The organism is Micromonospora sp. SD19 (assembly GCF_054462275.1).
The window spans coordinates 151,976-169,895 of record NZ_JBTLMN010000001.1 but is presented as its reverse complement, the minus strand read 5'-3'; the positions used below and the strand labels follow the sequence as shown (position 1 = coordinate 169,895).

Annotated in this window: 15 protein-coding genes; 3 read left to right on the top strand and 12 right to left on the bottom strand. The window is 69.7% G+C overall.

Annotated elements, in window-relative coordinates; translation table 11 throughout:
- Nucleotide 1 precedes the first annotated feature (1 nt).
- From ACX27O_RS00780 to murJ, 7 genes are all read right to left on the bottom strand, one after another.
- A complete protein-coding gene (locus ACX27O_RS00780; protein WP_030331851.1) occupies nt 2-1,165 on the bottom strand; it encodes an N-acetylmuramoyl-L-alanine amidase in 1,164 nt (387 codons plus the stop codon).
- Nucleotides 1,166-1,335: 170 nt separating this feature from the next.
- The gene (gene trxA / locus ACX27O_RS00775) at nt 1,336-1,659 is read right to left on the bottom strand and encodes a thioredoxin (RefSeq protein ID WP_030331849.1); all 324 of its coding nucleotides are present in this window, start codon (nt 1,657-1,659) and stop codon (nt 1,336-1,338) included.
- Between the two features lie 31 nt (nt 1,660-1,690).
- Entirely contained in the window at nt 1,691-2,641 is a 951-nt protein-coding gene (gene trxB, locus ACX27O_RS00770) for a thioredoxin-disulfide reductase (protein WP_458938806.1), read from the bottom strand.
- Nucleotides 2,642-2,824: 183 nt separating this feature from the next.
- Nucleotides 2,825-3,838: a serine/threonine-protein kinase gene (locus ACX27O_RS00765; protein ID WP_210860111.1), complete on the bottom strand. Its 1,014-nt coding sequence runs from the start codon at nt 3,836-3,838 to the stop codon at nt 2,825-2,827.
- Complete coding sequence (gene sigM, locus ACX27O_RS00760) at nt 3,835-4,545, bottom strand: RNA polymerase sigma factor SigM (RefSeq protein WP_051708450.1); 711 nt, start codon at nt 4,543-4,545, stop codon at nt 3,835-3,837. The genes ACX27O_RS00765 and sigM overlap by 4 nt, the downstream gene beginning before the upstream one ends.
- 43 nt (nt 4,546-4,588) lie before the next feature.
- Nucleotides 4,589-6,196 carry a protein kinase family protein gene (locus ACX27O_RS00755; RefSeq protein WP_030331840.1) on the bottom strand — a complete coding sequence of 536 codons (1,608 nt, stop codon included), beginning with the start codon at nt 6,194-6,196 and terminating at the stop codon, nt 4,589-4,591.
- A 445-nt stretch (nt 6,197-6,641) separates the two neighbouring features.
- Complete coding sequence (gene murJ, locus ACX27O_RS00750) at nt 6,642-8,393, bottom strand: murein biosynthesis integral membrane protein MurJ (RefSeq protein WP_210860025.1); 1,752 nt, start codon at nt 8,391-8,393, stop codon at nt 6,642-6,644.
- Between the two features lie 126 nt (nt 8,394-8,519).
- Here murJ and ACX27O_RS00745 point away from each other — a divergent pair, with 126 nt between their 5' ends.
- Together ACX27O_RS00745 and ACX27O_RS00740 are read left to right on the top strand one after the other, a co-directional pair.
- Nucleotides 8,520-9,980 carry a CCA tRNA nucleotidyltransferase gene (locus ACX27O_RS00745; RefSeq protein WP_030331836.1) on the top strand — a complete coding sequence of 487 codons (1,461 nt, stop codon included), beginning with the start codon at nt 8,520-8,522 and terminating at the stop codon, nt 9,978-9,980.
- An 803-nt stretch (nt 9,981-10,783) separates the two neighbouring features.
- The gene (locus ACX27O_RS00740) at nt 10,784-12,934 is read left to right on the top strand and encodes a PLL family lectin (RefSeq protein ID WP_458938805.1); all 2,151 of its coding nucleotides are present in this window, start codon (nt 10,784-10,786) and stop codon (nt 12,932-12,934) included.
- Between the two features lie 92 nt (nt 12,935-13,026).
- Here ACX27O_RS00740 and ACX27O_RS00735 read toward each other — a convergent pair whose 3' ends face one another.
- Together ACX27O_RS00735 and ACX27O_RS00730 are read right to left on the bottom strand one after the other, a co-directional pair.
- On the bottom strand, nt 13,027-14,544 hold the full coding sequence (locus ACX27O_RS00735) for a flotillin family protein (RefSeq protein WP_030331832.1): 1,518 nt from the start codon (nt 14,542-14,544) through the stop codon (nt 13,027-13,029).
- Nucleotides 14,545-14,572: 28 nt separating this feature from the next.
- A complete protein-coding gene (locus ACX27O_RS00730) occupies nt 14,573-15,085 on the bottom strand; it encodes an NfeD family protein (protein ID WP_036411488.1) in 513 nt (170 codons plus the stop codon).
- A 214-nt stretch (nt 15,086-15,299) separates the two neighbouring features.
- Between ACX27O_RS00730 and ACX27O_RS00725 the strand changes: the two genes are divergently transcribed.
- Nucleotides 15,300-15,779: a methylated-DNA--[protein]-cysteine S-methyltransferase gene (locus tag ACX27O_RS00725; RefSeq protein ID WP_358128084.1), complete on the top strand. Its 480-nt coding sequence runs from the start codon at nt 15,300-15,302 to the stop codon at nt 15,777-15,779.
- 17 nt (nt 15,780-15,796) lie between these two features.
- Here the strand turns inward: ACX27O_RS00725 and ACX27O_RS00720 are convergent, their stop codons facing one another.
- From ACX27O_RS00720 to ACX27O_RS00710, 3 genes are all read right to left on the bottom strand, one after another.
- Nucleotides 15,797-15,961 carry a hypothetical protein gene (locus ACX27O_RS00720; RefSeq protein WP_210860521.1) on the bottom strand — a complete coding sequence of 55 codons (165 nt, stop codon included), beginning with the start codon at nt 15,959-15,961 and terminating at the stop codon, nt 15,797-15,799.
- 127 nt (nt 15,962-16,088) lie between these two features.
- Nucleotides 16,089-17,168: an inositol-3-phosphate synthase gene (locus ACX27O_RS00715; RefSeq protein WP_030331825.1), complete on the bottom strand. Its 1,080-nt coding sequence runs from the start codon at nt 17,166-17,168 to the stop codon at nt 16,089-16,091.
- Nucleotides 17,169-17,191: 23 nt separating this feature from the next.
- Nucleotides 17,192-17,830, bottom strand: a complete 639-nt coding sequence (locus ACX27O_RS00710) for a PadR family transcriptional regulator (protein WP_196920348.1) — start codon at nt 17,828-17,830, stop codon at nt 17,192-17,194.
- Nucleotides 17,831-17,920 lie beyond the last annotated feature (90 nt).

Below are 17,920 nucleotides of genomic sequence, written 5' to 3'. Positions count from 1 at the left end.
ATCAGTCGACCACGGTGCCGGCGGTCACCACGGCACGCAGTTCGCTGACGTCGAGCGATCCGGTCGGGACGTCTCGTTCGATGGGGTAGTACATCCGCTGGACCGCCGCCACGATCGCCTCCACCACCCGGTCCCGGAACCGGGGGTCGACAAGGCGGGCGCGGTCCGTCGGCGAGGTGAGGTAGCCGACCTCGACCCGGACGGCGGGCATCCGCGTCAGTCGCAGCAGTTCCCACGTCTTGGCGTGGGTACGGCAGTCCCGCAGCCCGGTGCGGGCGACGATCTCCCGCTGCACCAGCCCGGCCAGTCGTTCACCGGTCGCCGAGGTCACCCCGTTGTCGGTGCCGTAGTGGTAGGTCGCCACGCCCTCCGCGTCCGGGTTGGCGTGGCCGTCCAGGTGCAGGGAGATGAACACGTCGGCGCCGAGGGAGTTGGCGAGCAGCGCCCGCTCGGCGTCCGGCAGGCAACTGTCGGGCGACGGGCCCCGGGTGAGCTGCACCCGCACCCCGGAGGCGGCGAGCCGCCCCTCCAGGCGGCTGGCCAGGTCGTGCACCAGGTCCGACTCCGTCCAGCGCAGCGAGCCGTCGGGCACCACCATGCCGGGGTCGGTGCCCCCGTGCCCCGGGTCGATGACGACCGTCTTACCCACCAGCGCCGGCCCGGACTGTCGGATCGCGTCGGATTCGCGGAGCCACTGCGGGCGGCCACCGACCACCTTGCGGCCGATCCGGCGCAGCGCGTTCATGGTGTGTGGGCCGCAGGAGCCGTCGGGGGTGAGCCCGACCTCGCGTTGGAACTGGGCCACCGCCCGCGACGTCCGGACACCGTAGATGGCGTCCGCGCGGCCCACGTCGTACCCCATTTCCAGCAGTCGCTCCTGCAGGGACCGGACATCCTCGCCGGTGAGCGGCTCGGGGACCGCGTGGTAGAGGGTGCGGGCGCCGAGCCGCCAGCGGGCGGCGTCCAGGGCGCGCCAGGTCTCGGCTCCGACCCGGCCGTCCACGCTGAGCCCCCGCGACTGCTGGAACGCGCGGACCGCCCGCTCGGTGTCGAGGTCGAACTCGTCGGTGTGCGGGCCGGCGGCGGCGAGCAGGTCGAGGCCGGTCAGGATGGTACGGATCTCCGTGACCGCGGGTCCCCGGTCACCGGGTCGGATCGGACGCACGCACGACCCCCTCTGCACGACACTGGCTGGCCGGGCGGCCCAGGCTTGAGGCTATGCGCTCCGGGACGGCGAGGTGGCTGGGGCGGCGAAATACGTCGTCGCTGCGGCCGGGAAGACGACGAACCCCGCACCCGGCGAGCGGGTACGGGGTTCGGGTGAGTTTCTGCTGGTCAGAGGGCCGATTCGATGAGCCGGACCAGCTCGCCCTTCGGCTTGGCACCGGCGATCGACTGCACCGGCTGGCCGTTCTTGAAGACGGTCAGCGTCGGCACCGACATCACCCGGTAGGCCCGGGCGGTCTCCGGGTTCTCGTCGATGTTGAGCTTGACGATGGTGACCTGGTCACCCATCTCCCGGGCGATCTCCTCGAGCAGCGGCGACACCTTGCGGCACGGCCCGCACCACTCCGCCCAGAAGTCCACCAGCACCGGCTTGTCGGCCTGTAGCACGTCAGCGACGAAGCTCTTGTCCGTGACCGCCTTGGTTGTTCCCACTATGCCCCTCCTCCGGGATGTGTTCGTTGTTTCAGCTGAGCGTCGCGATGAACCGCTCGGCGTCGAGCGCGGCGGCACACCCGGTGCCGGCCGCGGTGATCGCCTGACGGTAGGTGTGGTCGACCACGTCACCGGCGGCGAAGACACCGGGCACGTTCGTGCGGGTGCTCGGGGCGTCGACCTTCACGTAGCCCTCGTCGTCCAGCTCGACCTGGCCCTGGAACAGCTCGCTGCGAGGGTCGTGACCGATGGCGACGAAGACGCCGGTCACGTCCATCACCTTGGTCTCGCCGGTGTGCACGTTGCGAACGCGGACGCCGGTGACCTTGCCGTCGTCGCCGAGGATCTCCTCGACGGTGCTGTTCCACTCCACCTTGATCTTCTCGTTGCTCAGCGCCCGGCCGGCCATGATCTTGCTGGCCCGGAACGAGTCGCGGCGGTGGATGATCGTCACCGAATCGGCGAAACGGGTGAGGAAGGTGGCCTCCTCCATCGCCGAGTCGCCGCCGCCGACCACCACGATGTGCTGGTTGCGGAAGAAGAAGCCGTCACAGGTGGCACACGCGGAGACGCCGTGGCCCAGGTATTCCTGCTCACCGGGCACGCCCAGCGGACGCCACGCCGAACCGGTGGAGAGGATGATGGACCGGGCCCGGTAGGCGGTCTCGCCAACCCAGACGGTGCTCACCGCGCCGGAGCCGGCGTCGCCGGTGTCCACCAGCTCGACGCGGGTCACGTCGTCGGTGAGGAACTCGGCGCCGAACCGCTCGGCCTGCTTGCGCATGTTGTCCATCAGCTCGGGGCCGAGGATGCCGTCGGCGAAGCCGGGGAAGTTTTCCACCTCGGTCGTGGTCATCAGCGCGCCACCGGACTGCACGCCCTCGATGATCAGCGGCTTCAGATTGGCGCGTGCGGCGTAGACCGCCGCTGTGTAGCCGGCCGGCCCGGAGCCGATGATGATCAGGTTGCGGACCTCGTCCACTGCCGTCTCCCGAGTTGTGTGTGTTCGGCGTCGGCGCGAGCACCGATGCCGATCCGAGTTGCCGACGCCTGGGTGAGGCCGGCAGCTGACTTCCAGAACGTCATCGTACGAACCGGGGATTCCCGAGCCGGGCATCCGGTGGGTCAGGTCACGTGAGCGGTCATCGTGCCATCGACCGTGGATTCACCCTACCCGCGCCGAATACCTGCTGTCCGAGCCGGACCCGGGCACTCCGCACTCCGGGCCGCTCACCCAGGCCCACCGGCCTCCGGTGGCATCGGTGAAGCGAATGACCAGCGCCTGGTCACCCTGGAAGCGGGCGTAGTCGATCACCTCGACCACCAGTGGCACCGATCCGTGCTCCGCCGCGACGCTCGCCAGACAACTGGTCAGGGCCGTCTCGTCGGTCAGCCGGGCCAACTGGTCCGACCCGTCCGGAGAGGGCCGACGCTCGCCCTCGGCATCCACCTGCGGCTGCCCGCCCGGGGCGCTGCCGGTCGCCCGGCTGGTGGCGGGTGTCCTCGGCGAACCCGTGTCGTAGGCATTGCCGAGGGCCTGCGGGGTGTAGTTCGTACCACTGCGCAGCGCCGGCCCGGTGGTCCGGACCGTCCCGGCCCCCGCGGCGCCCTCGGGCGCGCTGGCCGGCCGATCCATGGCGGGGGCGCTGCCGGAGTCGTCCGACGCGGGCATCGACAGCTGGTTGAGGCCCAGGGCGACGGCGATGACGGCGATCGCGGCAGCGGCCACGGGTGCGCCACGGCTGGCCCAGCCGCGCCGGCGGCGACCCGGGCCGGTGGACACCCCGCGCCCCGGCCCCCCGGCGGGTGTGGGGAGAGCCGGCCGTCGACCGGCACCGCCCTGCGTCGGTACGACCACGGGTGTCGCCGGATCGACGCTCGACGCGGCGGTGCGCGCGTCCCCGGTCGAGGTGTCGTTCGTCGGCTGCGCGGAGGCCAACGCGGCCAGCAGCCGGTCGGTGATCGCCGGTGGCATCTGCGGGGACGGCTCGGCCCAGCGGGTCAGGTCCGCCCGGACCTCGGTCACGGCAGGGGCCAGCAGCGCGTACGCCTCGGCCCAGGACGGGTCCGCGGAGACCAGCTGGGCGACCTCGTCCTGCTGCGGGGTGCCGTCCAACGCCCCGCCGAGGTAGTCGGCGAGGAGGTCGGCGTCGACCTCCCGGAACCCCTCGGTCGTCACGTGTCCTCCTGGTTGGCGTCCCGCCGGTACCGGCCTGACCTCGATCCGACGCCCTCCACCGGGCTGGGGTTCCCCGGCGTGACGCCGGGCACGCCCGGGGCGGTCGGGTCCGGTCGGGCCGAAGACGTCGCGGCGGCAGCGGGGCGGAGATGCCCGAGCAGCACGGCCAGCCGTGCCCGGCCCCGGGCACACCGGCTCTTCACCGTCCCCTCGGCGACGCCGAGGATGCGGGCGACCTCGGCGACCGGATAGCCCTGCACGTCGACCAGTACCAGCGCGGCGCGTTGCTCGACGGGCAGCGCGGCGAGCGCCTCGCGGACCACCAGCACGGTGTCGTGGTCCGTCGCCGGTGCGGCCGGCTCCAGCCGGCCGGTGCCCGATCCGTCCTCGGAGCGGTTGCCGTCCGGCAGCGGCACTGTGGGGTGCGCCTGCCGGCGGCGGATCCGGTCCAGGCAGGCGTTGACCACGATCCGGTGCAGCCAGGTGGTGACGGCGGAGTCACCGCGGAACCGGGCCGCCGCCCGATGCGCCGACAGCAGGGCGTCCTGGAGTGCGTCGGCTGCCTCCTCACGGTCGCCGAGCGTCCGCAGGGCCACCGCCCACAACCGGTCGCGGTGCCGGTGGAACAGTTCGGCGAAGGCGTCCCGGTCGCCGGCGACGTGCGCGCGCAGCAGCTCCAGGTCCGGTGCGGCGGCACGCCCGTCCATCACCGCGTCCAGCGAGTGCGGTGCCCGGATCGTGGCGCCCGGCTCACGACCCCTGGACCGTAATCTCCTGCACCCCCAGCTTGAACCCGCCCTCCGACGGCGGCAGCTCGGTGATCCAGAACAGCAGGTACTGGTATTTCTGGTCGGCGTCGAAGCCGTTGAACGTCATTGTGGTGCCGTCGTGGTCCTCGAACGGCTGGCCGATGGCGGTCTTGTAGCTCGCCACCAACTGCTTGTCACCGTTGGTGCTGGACGGCGGGTTGGTGGTGCCGGCGAGAAGCTGGGCGGACGCACCGGTGGCTGACAGCACCGCCTGCACCGACTTGACGGTGTGCGGCTCGCCGAGGTCGATCCAGACGCCCATGCCCTTCTTCAGGTTGCCGAAGTTGGGCCTGTTCACGTAGGTCTCGGTCTCCCAGCCTTTGTCCTCGTCACCGTCGATGACCTTTTCGGCGCCTCGGACCTCACTGCGGTTCTTGCTGTCCGGGTCGATGATCCGGACATCCTTGACCGTCAACTTGCGCGCCGTCGCGGCGGCCGGGGTGGCGTCACCGGCCGGGGCACTGGAGGTCGGTGCGGCGACCGGGTTCGACTTCGGGTCGTCGTCGTCGCCGCCCAACGCGATGATTCCGATCAGCAGACCGACCAGGGCGACGGCCAACAGGCCGGCGATGCCGACGGCGACCTTGCGACCCCCCGCCGCGGCCAGCGGCGACGGCTCTTCTCCGGTTTCGGCGGCGAACCGCAGCGGCCCGCTGTTGTCGAGGTAGTGCTCATCCTCGGCCGGCACGTCCAGTCGCGCCAACTCGGCGGCCAGCACGTCGGAGGACGGCGGCGCGATCTCGGCGTCGAGCAGATCCATGGTCAGGTCGTCCAGGTACGCCGGGACGCCCGCCCGGACCTGGCGGGGTGCCGCGATGGCACCCGAGGCGTCTCGGACAGCGTCCGGGATCGCGGCGCGGCCGTGGCCGGCGGTGGCGCCCCGCAGCGGTGCCTCGGTGTGCGGCCAGGAGCCGGTCAGTGCGAAGTAGAGGATGCCGCCGACCGCCCGGATGTCGTTCTCCTGGCTGTCGGCGCCGTCGGTGCGGGCATCGGCCAGGACCACGCGGCCCTCGTCACTGATCATGACGGTGCCGGGGTGGACGTTGCCGTGCACCATGCCGGTGGCGTGCACAGCGGCGAGCGCGCTCGCGACGGCGTTGCCGATGGCGGTGGCCCGAGCCGGATCCAGGGGGCCGTCGGTGGTCAGATCCCGCAGGGACTGCCCGTCGACCCACTCGCGCACCACGTACGCCCGGTCGGCCTCGTCGATCGCGTCGTAGACGCCGACCAGGTTGGGGTGGATGACCCGGCTGGCTGCGACGGCGGCCTGAAGCATCTCGGTGGCGGAGTCACCGCCCGGGTAGCGCAGCACCACGGCAACGGGACGGCGCAGGATGACGTCGACCCCGCGCCAGACCAGCCGACCCGCACTGTCGTTGTTGATGTGCTCAACCAGTTCGTACCGCTCGGCGAGGACTTCACCGGCCGTGGGAGCACCGAAGGTCATGACCGGAGGAGCGCTTTCGTCCGCCTCCTGACCCTCGCCGACCTGGGTCACCCGTCCTCCCTCGGTGATCGTGTCGATCGATGAACCCGAACTGCTGGGCATGTGGCTTCCCGCTCTGCCGTTGAAGGAACCGGCCGACCGGTGTCGACGCCCAGCGTCGGCCCCTGCCGTACCCGTCGAGAGCGACCTTACCCGGGTTGCCCGTCTCTCCGACATGTCATCTTCCCGCTGTAACTGGCGGGGTTCCGGCAGTCGGAGAAGTCGTCCGGTTACGACCGTTGTCAGCCACGTTGCTGGCACATGTACTAGCTAATCTACGGCTTCACCGCAAGTGACCGAAGCCGGGGCTGGGCCGGCCTGGCGCTCGCGCTGCCTCGTACGTTCCCACCGATCGGTTCGCCACGCTCAGCCGTACGGTTGGTTATCCACAGGCTGAAGCGGTGGTTGACCGGCGAATCGCGGAGTTATCCACAGAAGCATCCCCAGCCTGGTGATCCGCGGTCACGGTCCGTATGAGTGCCAACTTGTTGTAATCAGGTGCTGGCGTTCAGCGACCGAGGCGGCGGCGAACCATCCCGACCACCTCGGTGATCTCCCCGATCCGCAGCACCATGGCCAGACCCAGGTAGGTCCCGCCGATCACCGCCCCGCCGATCACGAGCTGGACGATCGCCTGCAGGCGGCTCGGGGTGTCGTCGCCGGGCAGCAGCTTCACCACCAGGAGGCCGACCACTGCCGAACCGAGCGCCGCCACTGCCACCCTGCCGCCGGTCCGCATGATCTCGCCGAGACCGATGCGGCCAACCCGCGGTCGGAGCAGCCAGGCGGAGCCGATCGCCGCGGCCAGGTAGGAGACCGTGTTGCCGATCATCATGCCGGCGCCGGCGAAGCTCGCCGAGAAAGCCACGAAGAGCACGATCTGCACGCCGATCCGCAGCGCCACCACCGGAATGTTGATCAGGGCGGGGGTGCGGGTGTCCGGCAACGCGTAGAAGGCGAAGGTGAAGAGTTGGCTCACCGCGAACGGAACCAGCGCCAGCGCCGCGGCGAGCAGCACCACCGAGGTGGCTGTGGCGTTGTCCTCGTTGAACGCGCCGAACCGGAACAGTGTGAACGCGATCGGGGTGGCGAGGACGGCGTAGCAGACCGCGATCGGGGCGAGCACCGCCGTGACCGTGCGGGTACCCCGGGAGAGGTCGGCGGCGAGGTCGGCGTACCGGCCGTCGGCGGCGGCCGCGCTCATCCTGGGCATCAGCGCCGTGATGATCGAGACGGCGATGATGCCGTGCGCGGTCATCAGCAGCAGGAACACGTTGTTGTAGATCAGCGGGCCGGCGGCGTTCTCCTTACCGGCCCGGTTCAGCAGGTTGAACAGCACGATCAGCCCGACCTGGCTCACCGCGACATAGCAGATCATCCAGGCTCCGAGCCGGCCCAGCTCGCGTAGCCCCAGCTCGCGGAAGTCGAAGCGAAGCTTCCAGCGGAAGCCGACCTTGCGCAGGGCGGGCAGCAGACCCATCGCCTGGATGGCCACGCCTAGCAGGGTGCCGCCGCCGATCAGCAGAACCCGCCCAGTGGTCATGTCCTCCGGCTTGACGATCTCCGCACCGAAGATCGCGATGTAGAGACCGGCGGTGCCGATCACCACGAGGTTGTTGAGGATCGGCGCCCACATCGGGGCGGCGAAGTGCCCCCGGGTATTGAGCACCGCGCTGATCAGCGCGCTCAACCCCGAGAAGAAGATCATCGGCAGCATCAGCCGGGCCAGCCCCGTGACCAGACCGGAGTAGCCGTCAGCCGATTCCTCGCCCCCGTAAAGCCAGGTCAGCGGCGATGCCAACAGGAGTGCGAGCAGGGCCGCCGCGCCAAGCGCGAGCACCGCCAGGGTGAGCAGTCGCTGCGCGTATGCCTGTCCGCCATCTCTGTCGATCTTGCGCCGTCGCACCAGCACCGGGATCAGCACGCTGGTGAGGACGCCGCCGAGCAGGAACTCGTAGACCATCCCCGGGAGGATCTGCGCGGTGGTGTACGCGTCACCGACCAGCGCGCCGCCGAGCGCCGCGCCGATCACCAGGTTGCGTAGGAAACCAGTACCCCGGCTGACCAGGCTGCCGATCGCCATCACCGCACTGTTGGTCGCGGCGCTCGCCTCGCCCACCTGCTCCTGCGGCGGCGCTGTCGACTCCATGGCCGGTTGGTTCAGCGGTTCGGCGGAGATGAAGGTGGCACCGTCCCCGGGACGGGTTCCGGCCCCGCCGTCGTTCGCGGCGTTGGCGCTGCGGTAGAGCCCGCCGCTCATCTCCAGCCTCCCAGGGGTACGTCGGGTCGGACACCGACCCGCACGCCACAGACCATAGTCAACCCCCACCCGTTACCCGCGCCCGGCGGATCGGATCACACCCCGGCCCGATAAGCTGGCGATCCCATGTCCGAAGCCTCCGCTCCTCATGCCGCCGACCGCCGCGAACTCACCGCCGCGCAGCGCAACGCCGTCGCCGAACTGCTCCGGGTGTCCCCGGTCGCCGACGAGTTGGGCCGCCGCTTCGTCCGCGCCGGTCACGAGCTGCACCTGGTGGGCGGTTCGGTGCGGGATGCCCTGCTCGGTCGACTCGGGGACGACCTCGACTTCTGCACCGACGCGCACCCGGACGAGACCCTGCGGATCATCAAGGGCTGGGCCGAGTCGATCTGGGAGACCGGTCGGGAGTTCGGCACCATCGGTGCTCAGCGCGACGGCCTCCGGCTGGAGATCACCACGTTCCGCGCGGAGTCGTACGACCAGGTCAGCCGCAACCCGGTGGTGGTATACGGCACCAGCCTCGACGAGGACCTGAAGCGGCGCGACTTCACGATCAACGCGATGGCGGTCAGCCTGCCGGACCACCGGTTCACCGACCCGCACGGCGGGCTGGCCGACCTCTCGGCCAAGGTGATCCGTACCCCGAGCACGCCGGGTGAGTCGTTCGGCGACGACCCGCTGCGGATGCTGCGGGCCGCCCGGTTCGCCGCCCAGTTGCGGTTCGCGGTGCACCCGGACGTGCATCTGGCGATGACCGAGATGGCCGCCGACCTGGACCGGATCACCGCCGAGCGGGTCCGCGACGAGTTCACCAAGCTGCTCTGCGGCGCGGACCCGATCACCGGGCTGCGGCTGCTGGTGGACACCGGGCTGGCCGAGCGGTTCCTGCCGGAGCTGACCGGTCTGAAGCTGGAGATCGACGAGCACGCGCAGCACAAGGACGTCTACGAGCACACGTTGACGGTCGTCGAGAACGCGGTCTCCTACGAGGAGGAGGGCTGCGACTTCATCCTGCGGATGGCCGCCCTCCTGCACGACGTCGGCAAGCCGGCGACGAAGGCGGTCGGGTCCGACGGCCGGGTCAGCTTCCACCACCACGAGGTGGTCGGCGCGCGGCTGACCAAGGCCCGGATGAAGGCGATGCGGTACCCGAAGGAGGTCACCGCGAAGGTGACCGCGCTTGTCGCGCTGCACCTGCGCTTCTACGGGTACGGGCGGGGCGAGTGGACCGACTCGGCGGTGCGCCGCTACGTCGCCGATGCCGGTGACCTGCTTCCCCGCCTGCACAAGCTGACCCGCTCGGACTGCACCACCCGCAACCGGCGCAAGGCCGCCCAGCTCGCGGCCGATTACGACGCGCTGGAGGACCGGATCGCCCGGATCGCCGCCGAGGAGGACCTGGCGCGGGTCCGACCCGACCTGGACGGCAACGCGATCATGGAGCTGCTCGGCGTACCGCCGGGGCCGGTGGTCGGCCGGGCGTGGAAGCACCTCAAGGAGCAGCGCCTCGAACGCGGCCCGCTGGACCGCGACGCCGCCGAGGCGGAACTGCTGCGCTGGGCCCGCGCCGAGGGCATCATCGGTTGAGCCGCCGGTCGGCTCGGGTTGATCGACTCAGATGCGCCTTGTGGCGTCGCTCCAGCTATCGGTGACCCACCGTAACTATCCCAGGTCATTTCGGGCATTGCCTACACCCTGGAACCACCTCTTGACAGTGAGTCGTCTGCGCTGCGAATGTACAGCGGCACATTGATGATGAGCAGCACACGGGGGTGTGACGCATGACCATCTACGCGCTGGAATCTTGCTGGCCGGCCCCATCGCGAGGGCAATCATCTGGCCGCTGCCACGGAGTATGCGCGGGGTTCATCTCGAATCTCTTGCCTTCCTGGTCTGTTTGCGATCGCGCATCACGCTGAAGCCGTGATCGTCGGCGGGGGTTTCGCCTAACCCCTCTTTCCCCAGTTCCGTTTGTCTTGCCGCACCGTCGGGTGCCGGAACTGCTGTTCTGCGCCAATCGTTCGGCGTGCTGCTCCCTGTCCTGCCGTTGCTCACACCTGGCTGGGCGGGGCCAATGTTCAGGCATTGAGGTGGCAATTCACGACTTCATGCCGTTCGACCCCACCCTGTTCCAACATCGGGGGTGGAAGTTCGATCCAAACTTACGAGAGGCGGTACCGTTGCATTATCGGGTCAGTAATCGAACGGCAGTGGTAAGGCTACTGGCAGTCCTTCTCCTTATGGCCGTCGGAACAGTAGTCGTTCCGGCTGGGGCGGTCCATGCCGACGCCGCAGGTAAGGGCGGCGACTACGTACCAATCAACCAAACCGTGTTGCTGGACACCCGCAGCGGTACTGGGGGCTACACCGGCCCTCGGGACGCAGATACCGTGGCCACTGTCAGTGCTCTCGGAGTCGGCGGTGTGCCAGCCAACGGGGTCAGCGCGCTCTTGGTCGACGTGACGGCGATCAGCCCGACGGTCAACACTTTTGTGACTGTCTACCCGGACCAGGCCACGAGGCCAGCCGCCTCATCGCTGAACGCCTCAACCGGTGAGGTCATCTCGAATTCGGTGGTGGTGAAGGTCGGGGCGAACGGCAAGATCGCCCTACACAACCAAGCCGGCAAGGTCAACCTGAAGTTGGACGTGCAGGGCTATTTCACGACCAACACCGGCGGAATCGGTTCCGGCTTCGTGGCGATGGATCACATGGTGATGACCGATACCCGCCACAGGTTCTGGGGGCTACCGCGGAAACTGGCGAGCGGCGAAACTCGGAGTGTCACCTTGGGGCAACGCAAGCCCAGTGGGGGGTCATTCGCGCTGCCGAGCACTGCCAAGGCGGTGCTGGTGGACGTGGCCGTCATCGGCGCGACGTCTGGCGGCTGGTTGACCATCGGTTCGGACAGTCTTTCCGCCACTGGCATTGATTATCGGGCCGGCAACACCTCGATGGCAGTGAGTGTGAAGCTCAAGGGAGACGGCAGCCACGTCGTCCAGCTCGTCAACGCTGGTTCGGCGATCGATGTCGTCATCACGGTGCAGGGATACTTCACCGACAGCCCGACGACGGGGGCCGGCCTGCGCGCGGTGGATGCCAGCCGGCTGATCGACACCCGCAGCATCGGTAATGGGGCGCCGATCGCGGCCGGTGCCAGTGTTGATGTCGCTGTCGGCGGCACTAATGGGCTGCCGGTCCGAGGTGTTGCTGGCGTTGTCCTGAACGCCACAGCTGTCCGGCCTGCCGCAAGCGGGGCCTTTAGCGTCGCAGAGGGTTCCTTTGGGACGGATCCCTCTATTCTCGGCCCGGCACTTCAATTCAACGCTGGTGAGTCGGCGCGATCCAGCCTCCTGGTAGCACAGGTCAACTCCGAGGGGAAGGTGCGCTTCCGCAACACCTCAAGCGGCACCGTGCATCTGGTGGTCGATCTCCAGGGCTGGTTCGCCGACCCGGTGACCCCCCTGCCGATTGCCACGTACTCCCGAACTTCGGTGCTCCAGGCCAAGCCGGCCGGTACCGCCGTCGGAACCATCGAGTACGCCTTCGTGGACAACTCTGGGCGACTGCGGATCGGTCACCAGAGCAACCCGGACGACTTCTCCAGCATCCAGTGGAACCCCGCTTCCGGTTTGGAGGCTCTTACCGGGCAACCGGCGCTGAATCAGCCCGGCGGCAAGCCCGTCCAGGTGACCGTCCGGCACACCAACGCCACCATCTGGGCCGGCAGCCAGACCGCCGAGGGCGCGGCGACCTGGGGACCGATCGCCACCATCGGTGGATCGATGGCCGGCCCGCCGACGGCAGCCATGCTCACCGACGGCACGAGTGTCATCTTCGGCGTCGACGTCGACGGCCGGCTCTGGCACTACCGGCAGTCGGACAGCAGCCCTCGGTGGGCGAGCCTGGGCAGCGCCGGCCTGGTGGGTTCGGTCACGGCGGTGAACATCGACACTAGCCTGCGGATCATCGGCACCACCGCTGCCGGTTCGGTCAAGACCACTGTCTACGCCAACGACGGGTCCTTGTCGTCGTCCTGGACAGATCTCGGGGGCACCGTTACCGGTGCTCCTGCCGCGCTCGTCCACCCCGGTTACCGTACGGCCATCTTCGCCCGTGCCGCTGACGGCTCCGTGGTGGTGAAGCAGCAGGACCTCAGCGGTACATGGTCCTCCAACTGGAACGGCATCGGCGCCCAGATCGCCGCCGGACCGCCCGCCGTGATCCTCGATCCGGCACTCGGACGGACGGCGGTGGTGGTGCGGGGTTCGGACAACGAGATCTACCGGGTCTTCGAGGCATCCGCCGGCTCGGGTAGCTGGGGTGACTGGGCGCGCGTCAATCCGGACTACAGCGACCCGGCCGCAACCGATCCGACTGTCAGCCCGATCGTCAACAGCAGCGGCAACGGGTGGATGATCGTCTACCGGAACTTCAGCGACGCCACGCGGGTGTACCAGCGTCAGGTTCCGCCAGGTGGTGTGTCAGTCGCATCGGCCGGAGAGTTCGCCGGTCACACCGTTCCGGCGCCTCCCGCCTGATTCGGTCACGTTTCCTGAGCCGACGGCTCCCGTCACCTCACCGGTGGCGGGAGCCGTCTTCTGGTCGATGCGGTTGACCAACCACGATGGCGTCAGCGGCTCTCGACGGCCTTCCCGTCGACGGATGCGGCACCGTTGCCGGCCGGGGTCGACGCCGAGCCGAGCCGCGCCAGCAGGCCGGGCAGGTCGATCCCGGTGAGGTCGCTGCCGAGCTGGAGGCCCTGGGCCACGTTGCCGGCCACCGACTTCGTCAGCGACGACGCGCCGTCGGTGGAGATGACCGTCATCTTGTCGATCGCCCCGATCGGCGCACTGGCCGCCTCGACGACCTGCGGCAGCACCTTGACCAGCAGGTCCAGCACGGCCGCCTCGCCGTACGCGGCGAACGCCTCGGCCTTGCGCGCCATCGCGTCCGCTTCGGCCTCACCCTTCGCCAGGATGGCCGCGGCCTCGGCCTGACCCTCCCGCTCCACCGCCTCGGCGATCGCGGAGCGCCGACGCTGCTCGGCCTCACCCTCCTTGGCGCCCTCGATGGCGTTCGCCTCGGCGAGCGCGGCCCGCCGTGCCCGCTCACCCTCACCGGTGAGGCGGGCCTGTTCGGCGGAGGCCTGCGCGGCGGCGATGACGGACTGGCGCTGCGCGTCGGCGTGCAGCACCGCAGCGTTGCGGGCCGCCTCGGCCTCCTGTTCCACCTTGTACCGGGCGGCGTCGGCCGGCTTGCGCACCTCGGTGTCGAGTTGGCGCTGCTTGAGTTCGGCGTTGCGCTCGGCCACCTTCTGCTGCTCGGAGAGGATCGCCTGGTCCCGCTCGGCCTGGGCGAGCGGCCCGGCCGCCGCGGACTTCGCCTTCGCGGCGTCGATCTCGGCCTGGATGCCGGCCTGCTTGAGGGCCAGGTTCCGGTTCGCCTCGGCGATGGCCTCCTCGGCGAGCAGCCGCTCCTGCTCGGCCTGCTGCCGGGCCCGCGCCTCGGCGATCGCCGCGTCCTTGAGCACCCGGGCGGCCTCGGGCCGGCCCAGGTCCTGCAGGTAGGAGCCCTCGGCGAGGATGTCCTGGAGCTGGAAGGTGTCCAGCACCAGACCCTGGTTGGTCATCGAGTGCTCGGCCTCCTCGGCCACCGCGCTGGCGAACGCCGCCCGGTCCCGGATGACCTCCTCGACGGTGAGCCGGCCGACGATCGAGCGCAGCGCGCCGGCCAGCACCTCCCGGGTGAAGTTGTCGATCTCGTCCTGCTGGTGCAGGAACCGCTGGGCGGCGGCCCGGATCGCGTCCTCGGTGCCGCCGACCTTGACGATCGCCACCCCGTGCAGGTCGGCGCGGATGCCCTGCTTGCTCACCGCGCCCCGGATGCCGACGTCGATCCGTCGGCTGGACAGGTCCAGGGACTGGAGCTTCTGCACCACCGGCAGCACGAAGACCGAAGCGCCGAGCACGACCTTCTGCCCGGAGGTGTCGGTGGACCGCCCACCGTCGGCGGTCTGCGTGGTGCGGCCCTTGCGGCCGGTGACGATGAACGCCTCGTTCGGCCCGGCCACCTTGATCCGGGAGAGCACGAAGAGCACCAGGATGAGCGCGAGGAGAACCGCGCCGCCGATGGCGATGAGTAGTGCCATATGAGCAGTCCCGTCTACGAGGGGTTGATCAGTAGGTCTCGACGTGCACGCTGGTCTCGCTGAGCGCCTGCACGACGAAGACCTGGGCGCCGATCGGGATCGGTTGGTCCGCGCGGGCGCTGAGCTTGACCGGTTGGCCGGCGAGGCGAACGCGGACCTCGCCGTACCCGTCGGCCGGCACCGGGGTGACGACCAGGCCGAGCGCGCCGACCAGGTCGTCACGGGTGGGGGTGGCGTCGGTGCGCATGTTGCGCGCCGCCCGGCTCAGCCGGGACGCCAACCATCCGGTGGGCACGGCCGCGAGCACCCCACCGACCACCGCCCCGACGACCATGCCTGGGGTACGCGCACCGAGCAGTTCGTTGACGATGGCGCCGCCGAACCCGAACGCCCCGGCGAAGCCGGCGACCGTCTCGACCGAGATCGGCCCGTCCACGTCGGGGTGCCCGAACTGGAGCAGTTCGGTGCCGAGCAGGGCGAGTGCGAGCACACCGATGCCTGCCCCGCCGATGATCAGAAAGATGAGCGTCCCCGATGCCACGACCTTGACGGTATCGACGCCGCGCAACGCCGAACGGGCCGGCGAGAGGGCAAGATGATCTACCGCTGCCGAGTCGCTGACGGTGATCGGAAAAGGGCAGCGCCCACCCTCACCGAGCGGGCGGCGGAGGCGATCCGGTCCGCCGAGTAGTGGGACTCGGCCCGGCGCTGGTAGCCGCGCCGGCGAAGGAGTCCGGGACAGGGAGAATGGGTGGATGCGCTGGACCGTGCTCGACGCACCGATCGGTGAGTTCTCCGTCGCCACCGACGGCACCAGCGTCTGCGGTGCGCATTTCGGGCGGGTCGAGGCAGCCGCCGAGGCGCCCGACGACGCGCTGTCCCGGCAGGCCGTCGACGAGCTGCGGGCGTACTTCGCCGGTGAGCTGACCGGGTTCACCGTCCCGGTGTCGCCGCCACGCGGCTCCGACTTCGAGCGCGCCGTGTGGCGTGAGATGACGCGGATTCCGTACGGGCAGACGCTGACGTACGGGGAGGTGGCGCGCCTGGTCGGCGACCCCGGGGCGGCACGGGCGGTCGGGGTGGCCTGCAACCGCAATCCGATCCCGGTGATCGTGCCGTGCCACCGGATCGTCGGCGCGGGCGGCAAGCTGGTCGGCTTCGGTGGGGGCCTGCCCCGCAAGGTCAAGCTGCTGGAGTTGGAGGCCGGGGTCTCGTTGCGACGCGCCTGGTCCTGAACCACCCCAGGCGGGCCTCAGCCGGCGCTGGGCGACCCCTCCCGGCCGGTGCCGGGTGTCGTTGCGCCGGGCCACAGCGGGTCGACCGGGGTCCGTGACCGGAAGAAGGCGTTGGCCGGTGGCAGGGTCGGCAGGACCACCGCGACGAGGATCGCCACCGGCGCGCCCAGCCGCCCGGTCACCTGTGGTTCCGGAAGAGGTGCCGTGAATCACGGGACCGCCCCTCGTACCCGCGATGGCGGCGGACCCACGGCGAAGGGCCGGGTCCACGCGGACCCGGCCCTTCGACCTGCTTGGTGACTCAGCGCGTCAGCGCGCGACCTCACCGGCGATGAACTCCTCGACGGCCTGGTGGGCGTCGTGGTCGGCGTACTGCACCGGCGGGGACTTCATGAAGTACGACGAGGCCGACAGGATCGGGCCGCCGATCTTCCGGTCCAGGGCGATCTTCGCGGCCCGGACCGCGTCGATGATGACGCCGGCCGAGTTCGGGGAGTCCCACACCTCGAGCTTGAGCTCGGCGTTGAGCGGGGTGTCACCGAACGAACGGCCCTCGAGGCGGATGTACGCCCACTTGCGGTCGTCCAGCCACGGCACGTGGTCCGACGGGCCGATGTGCACGTCGCTCTTGCTCATCTCGTGCGGGATCTGCGAGGTCACCGACTGGGTCTTCGAGATCTTCTTCGAGACCAGGCGCTTGCGCTCCAGCATGTTCATGAAGTCCATGTTGCCGCCGAAGTTGAGCTGGTACGTGCGCAGCAGCTCGACGCCACGGTCCTCGAAGAGCTTCGCGAGGGCGCGGTGCACGATGGTGGCGCCGACCTGGCTCTTGATGTCGTCACCGACGATCGGCAGGCCGGCGTCGGTGAACTTCTGGGCCCACTCGGGGTCGGAGGCGATGAAGACCGGCAGGGCGTTGACGAACGCGCAGCCGGCGTCGATCGCGGCCTGGGCGTAGAACTTGGCGGCCTGCTCCGAGCCGACCGGGAGGTAGCAGACGACGACGTCGACCTGCGCGTCACGCAGCGCCTGCGCCACGTCGACCGGGGTGGCGTCCGACTCCTCGACGATCTCGCGGTAGTACTGGCCCAGACCGTCGAAAGTCGGACCGCGCTGCACCGTCACGCCGGTCGGCGGCACGTCGCAGAGCTTGATGGTGTTGTTCTCGCTGGCGACGATCGCCTCCGCGAGGTCCATGCCCACCTTCTTGGCGTCCACGTCGAATGCCGCGACGAACTCCACGGCGTTGACGTGGTAGTCGCCGAAGGCGACGTGCATGAGACCCGGGACGCGGTCGTTCGGGTTGGCGTTCCGGTAGTACTCGACGCCCTGAACCAGGGACGAGGCGCAGTTACCCACACCGACGATGGCGACGCGGACGGAGCCCATAGCGTCTGCCTCCTTCTTTTCTGTCACGGCCGCTCATTCCTGGTCTCTCCAGGCGGAGGCGGGCTGTTGTCTTCTCGTCGGCCGCCGGCTGTCCCGGTGTTCGGGACCGTCGGGGCTCGGCCGGAGCGCTCGTTGGCGATGAGCTCCTCCAGCCAGCGGACCTCGCGCTCACAGGCATCAAGACCGTGGCGCTGCAGTTCCAGCGTGTAAGCGTCGAGGCGCTCGGCCGCCCGGCCCAGCACGTCACGAAGCCCTTCGCGACGCTCCTCGATCTTGCGGCGGCGACCCTCCAGGATGCGCAGTCGGGTCGCCTGGTCGGTCCGGGCGAAGAACGCGAAGTGCACCCCGAAGCCCGTGTCGTCGTACGTCTCGGGCCCGGCCTGTGCGATCAGCTGGGCGAAGCGTTCCTTGCCTTCCGCGGTGATTTTGTAGACCACCCGACCTCGTCGGCTGGTCAGCGCGGGAACCTCCTCGGCAGTGGCGGGCGTCTCAGCAGCTTCGGTGATCCATCCCGCCGCCTGCAGCCTGCGTAGCGTGGGGTAGAGCGAGCCGTAGCTGATCGCCGCCCGGATCGCGCCGAGTTTGGCGGTCAGCTCCTTGCGCAGCTCATAGCCGTGCATCGGAGACTCCTGCAGGAGGCCGAGGATGGCGAACTCGAGCACGGGGCCACCCTCTCTTTACCCTCCGGCGTGGAGTGATAACCGCCGCGATGTATCGGACCGATACATCGCACGTTAGCGGGTCGCGGGGGT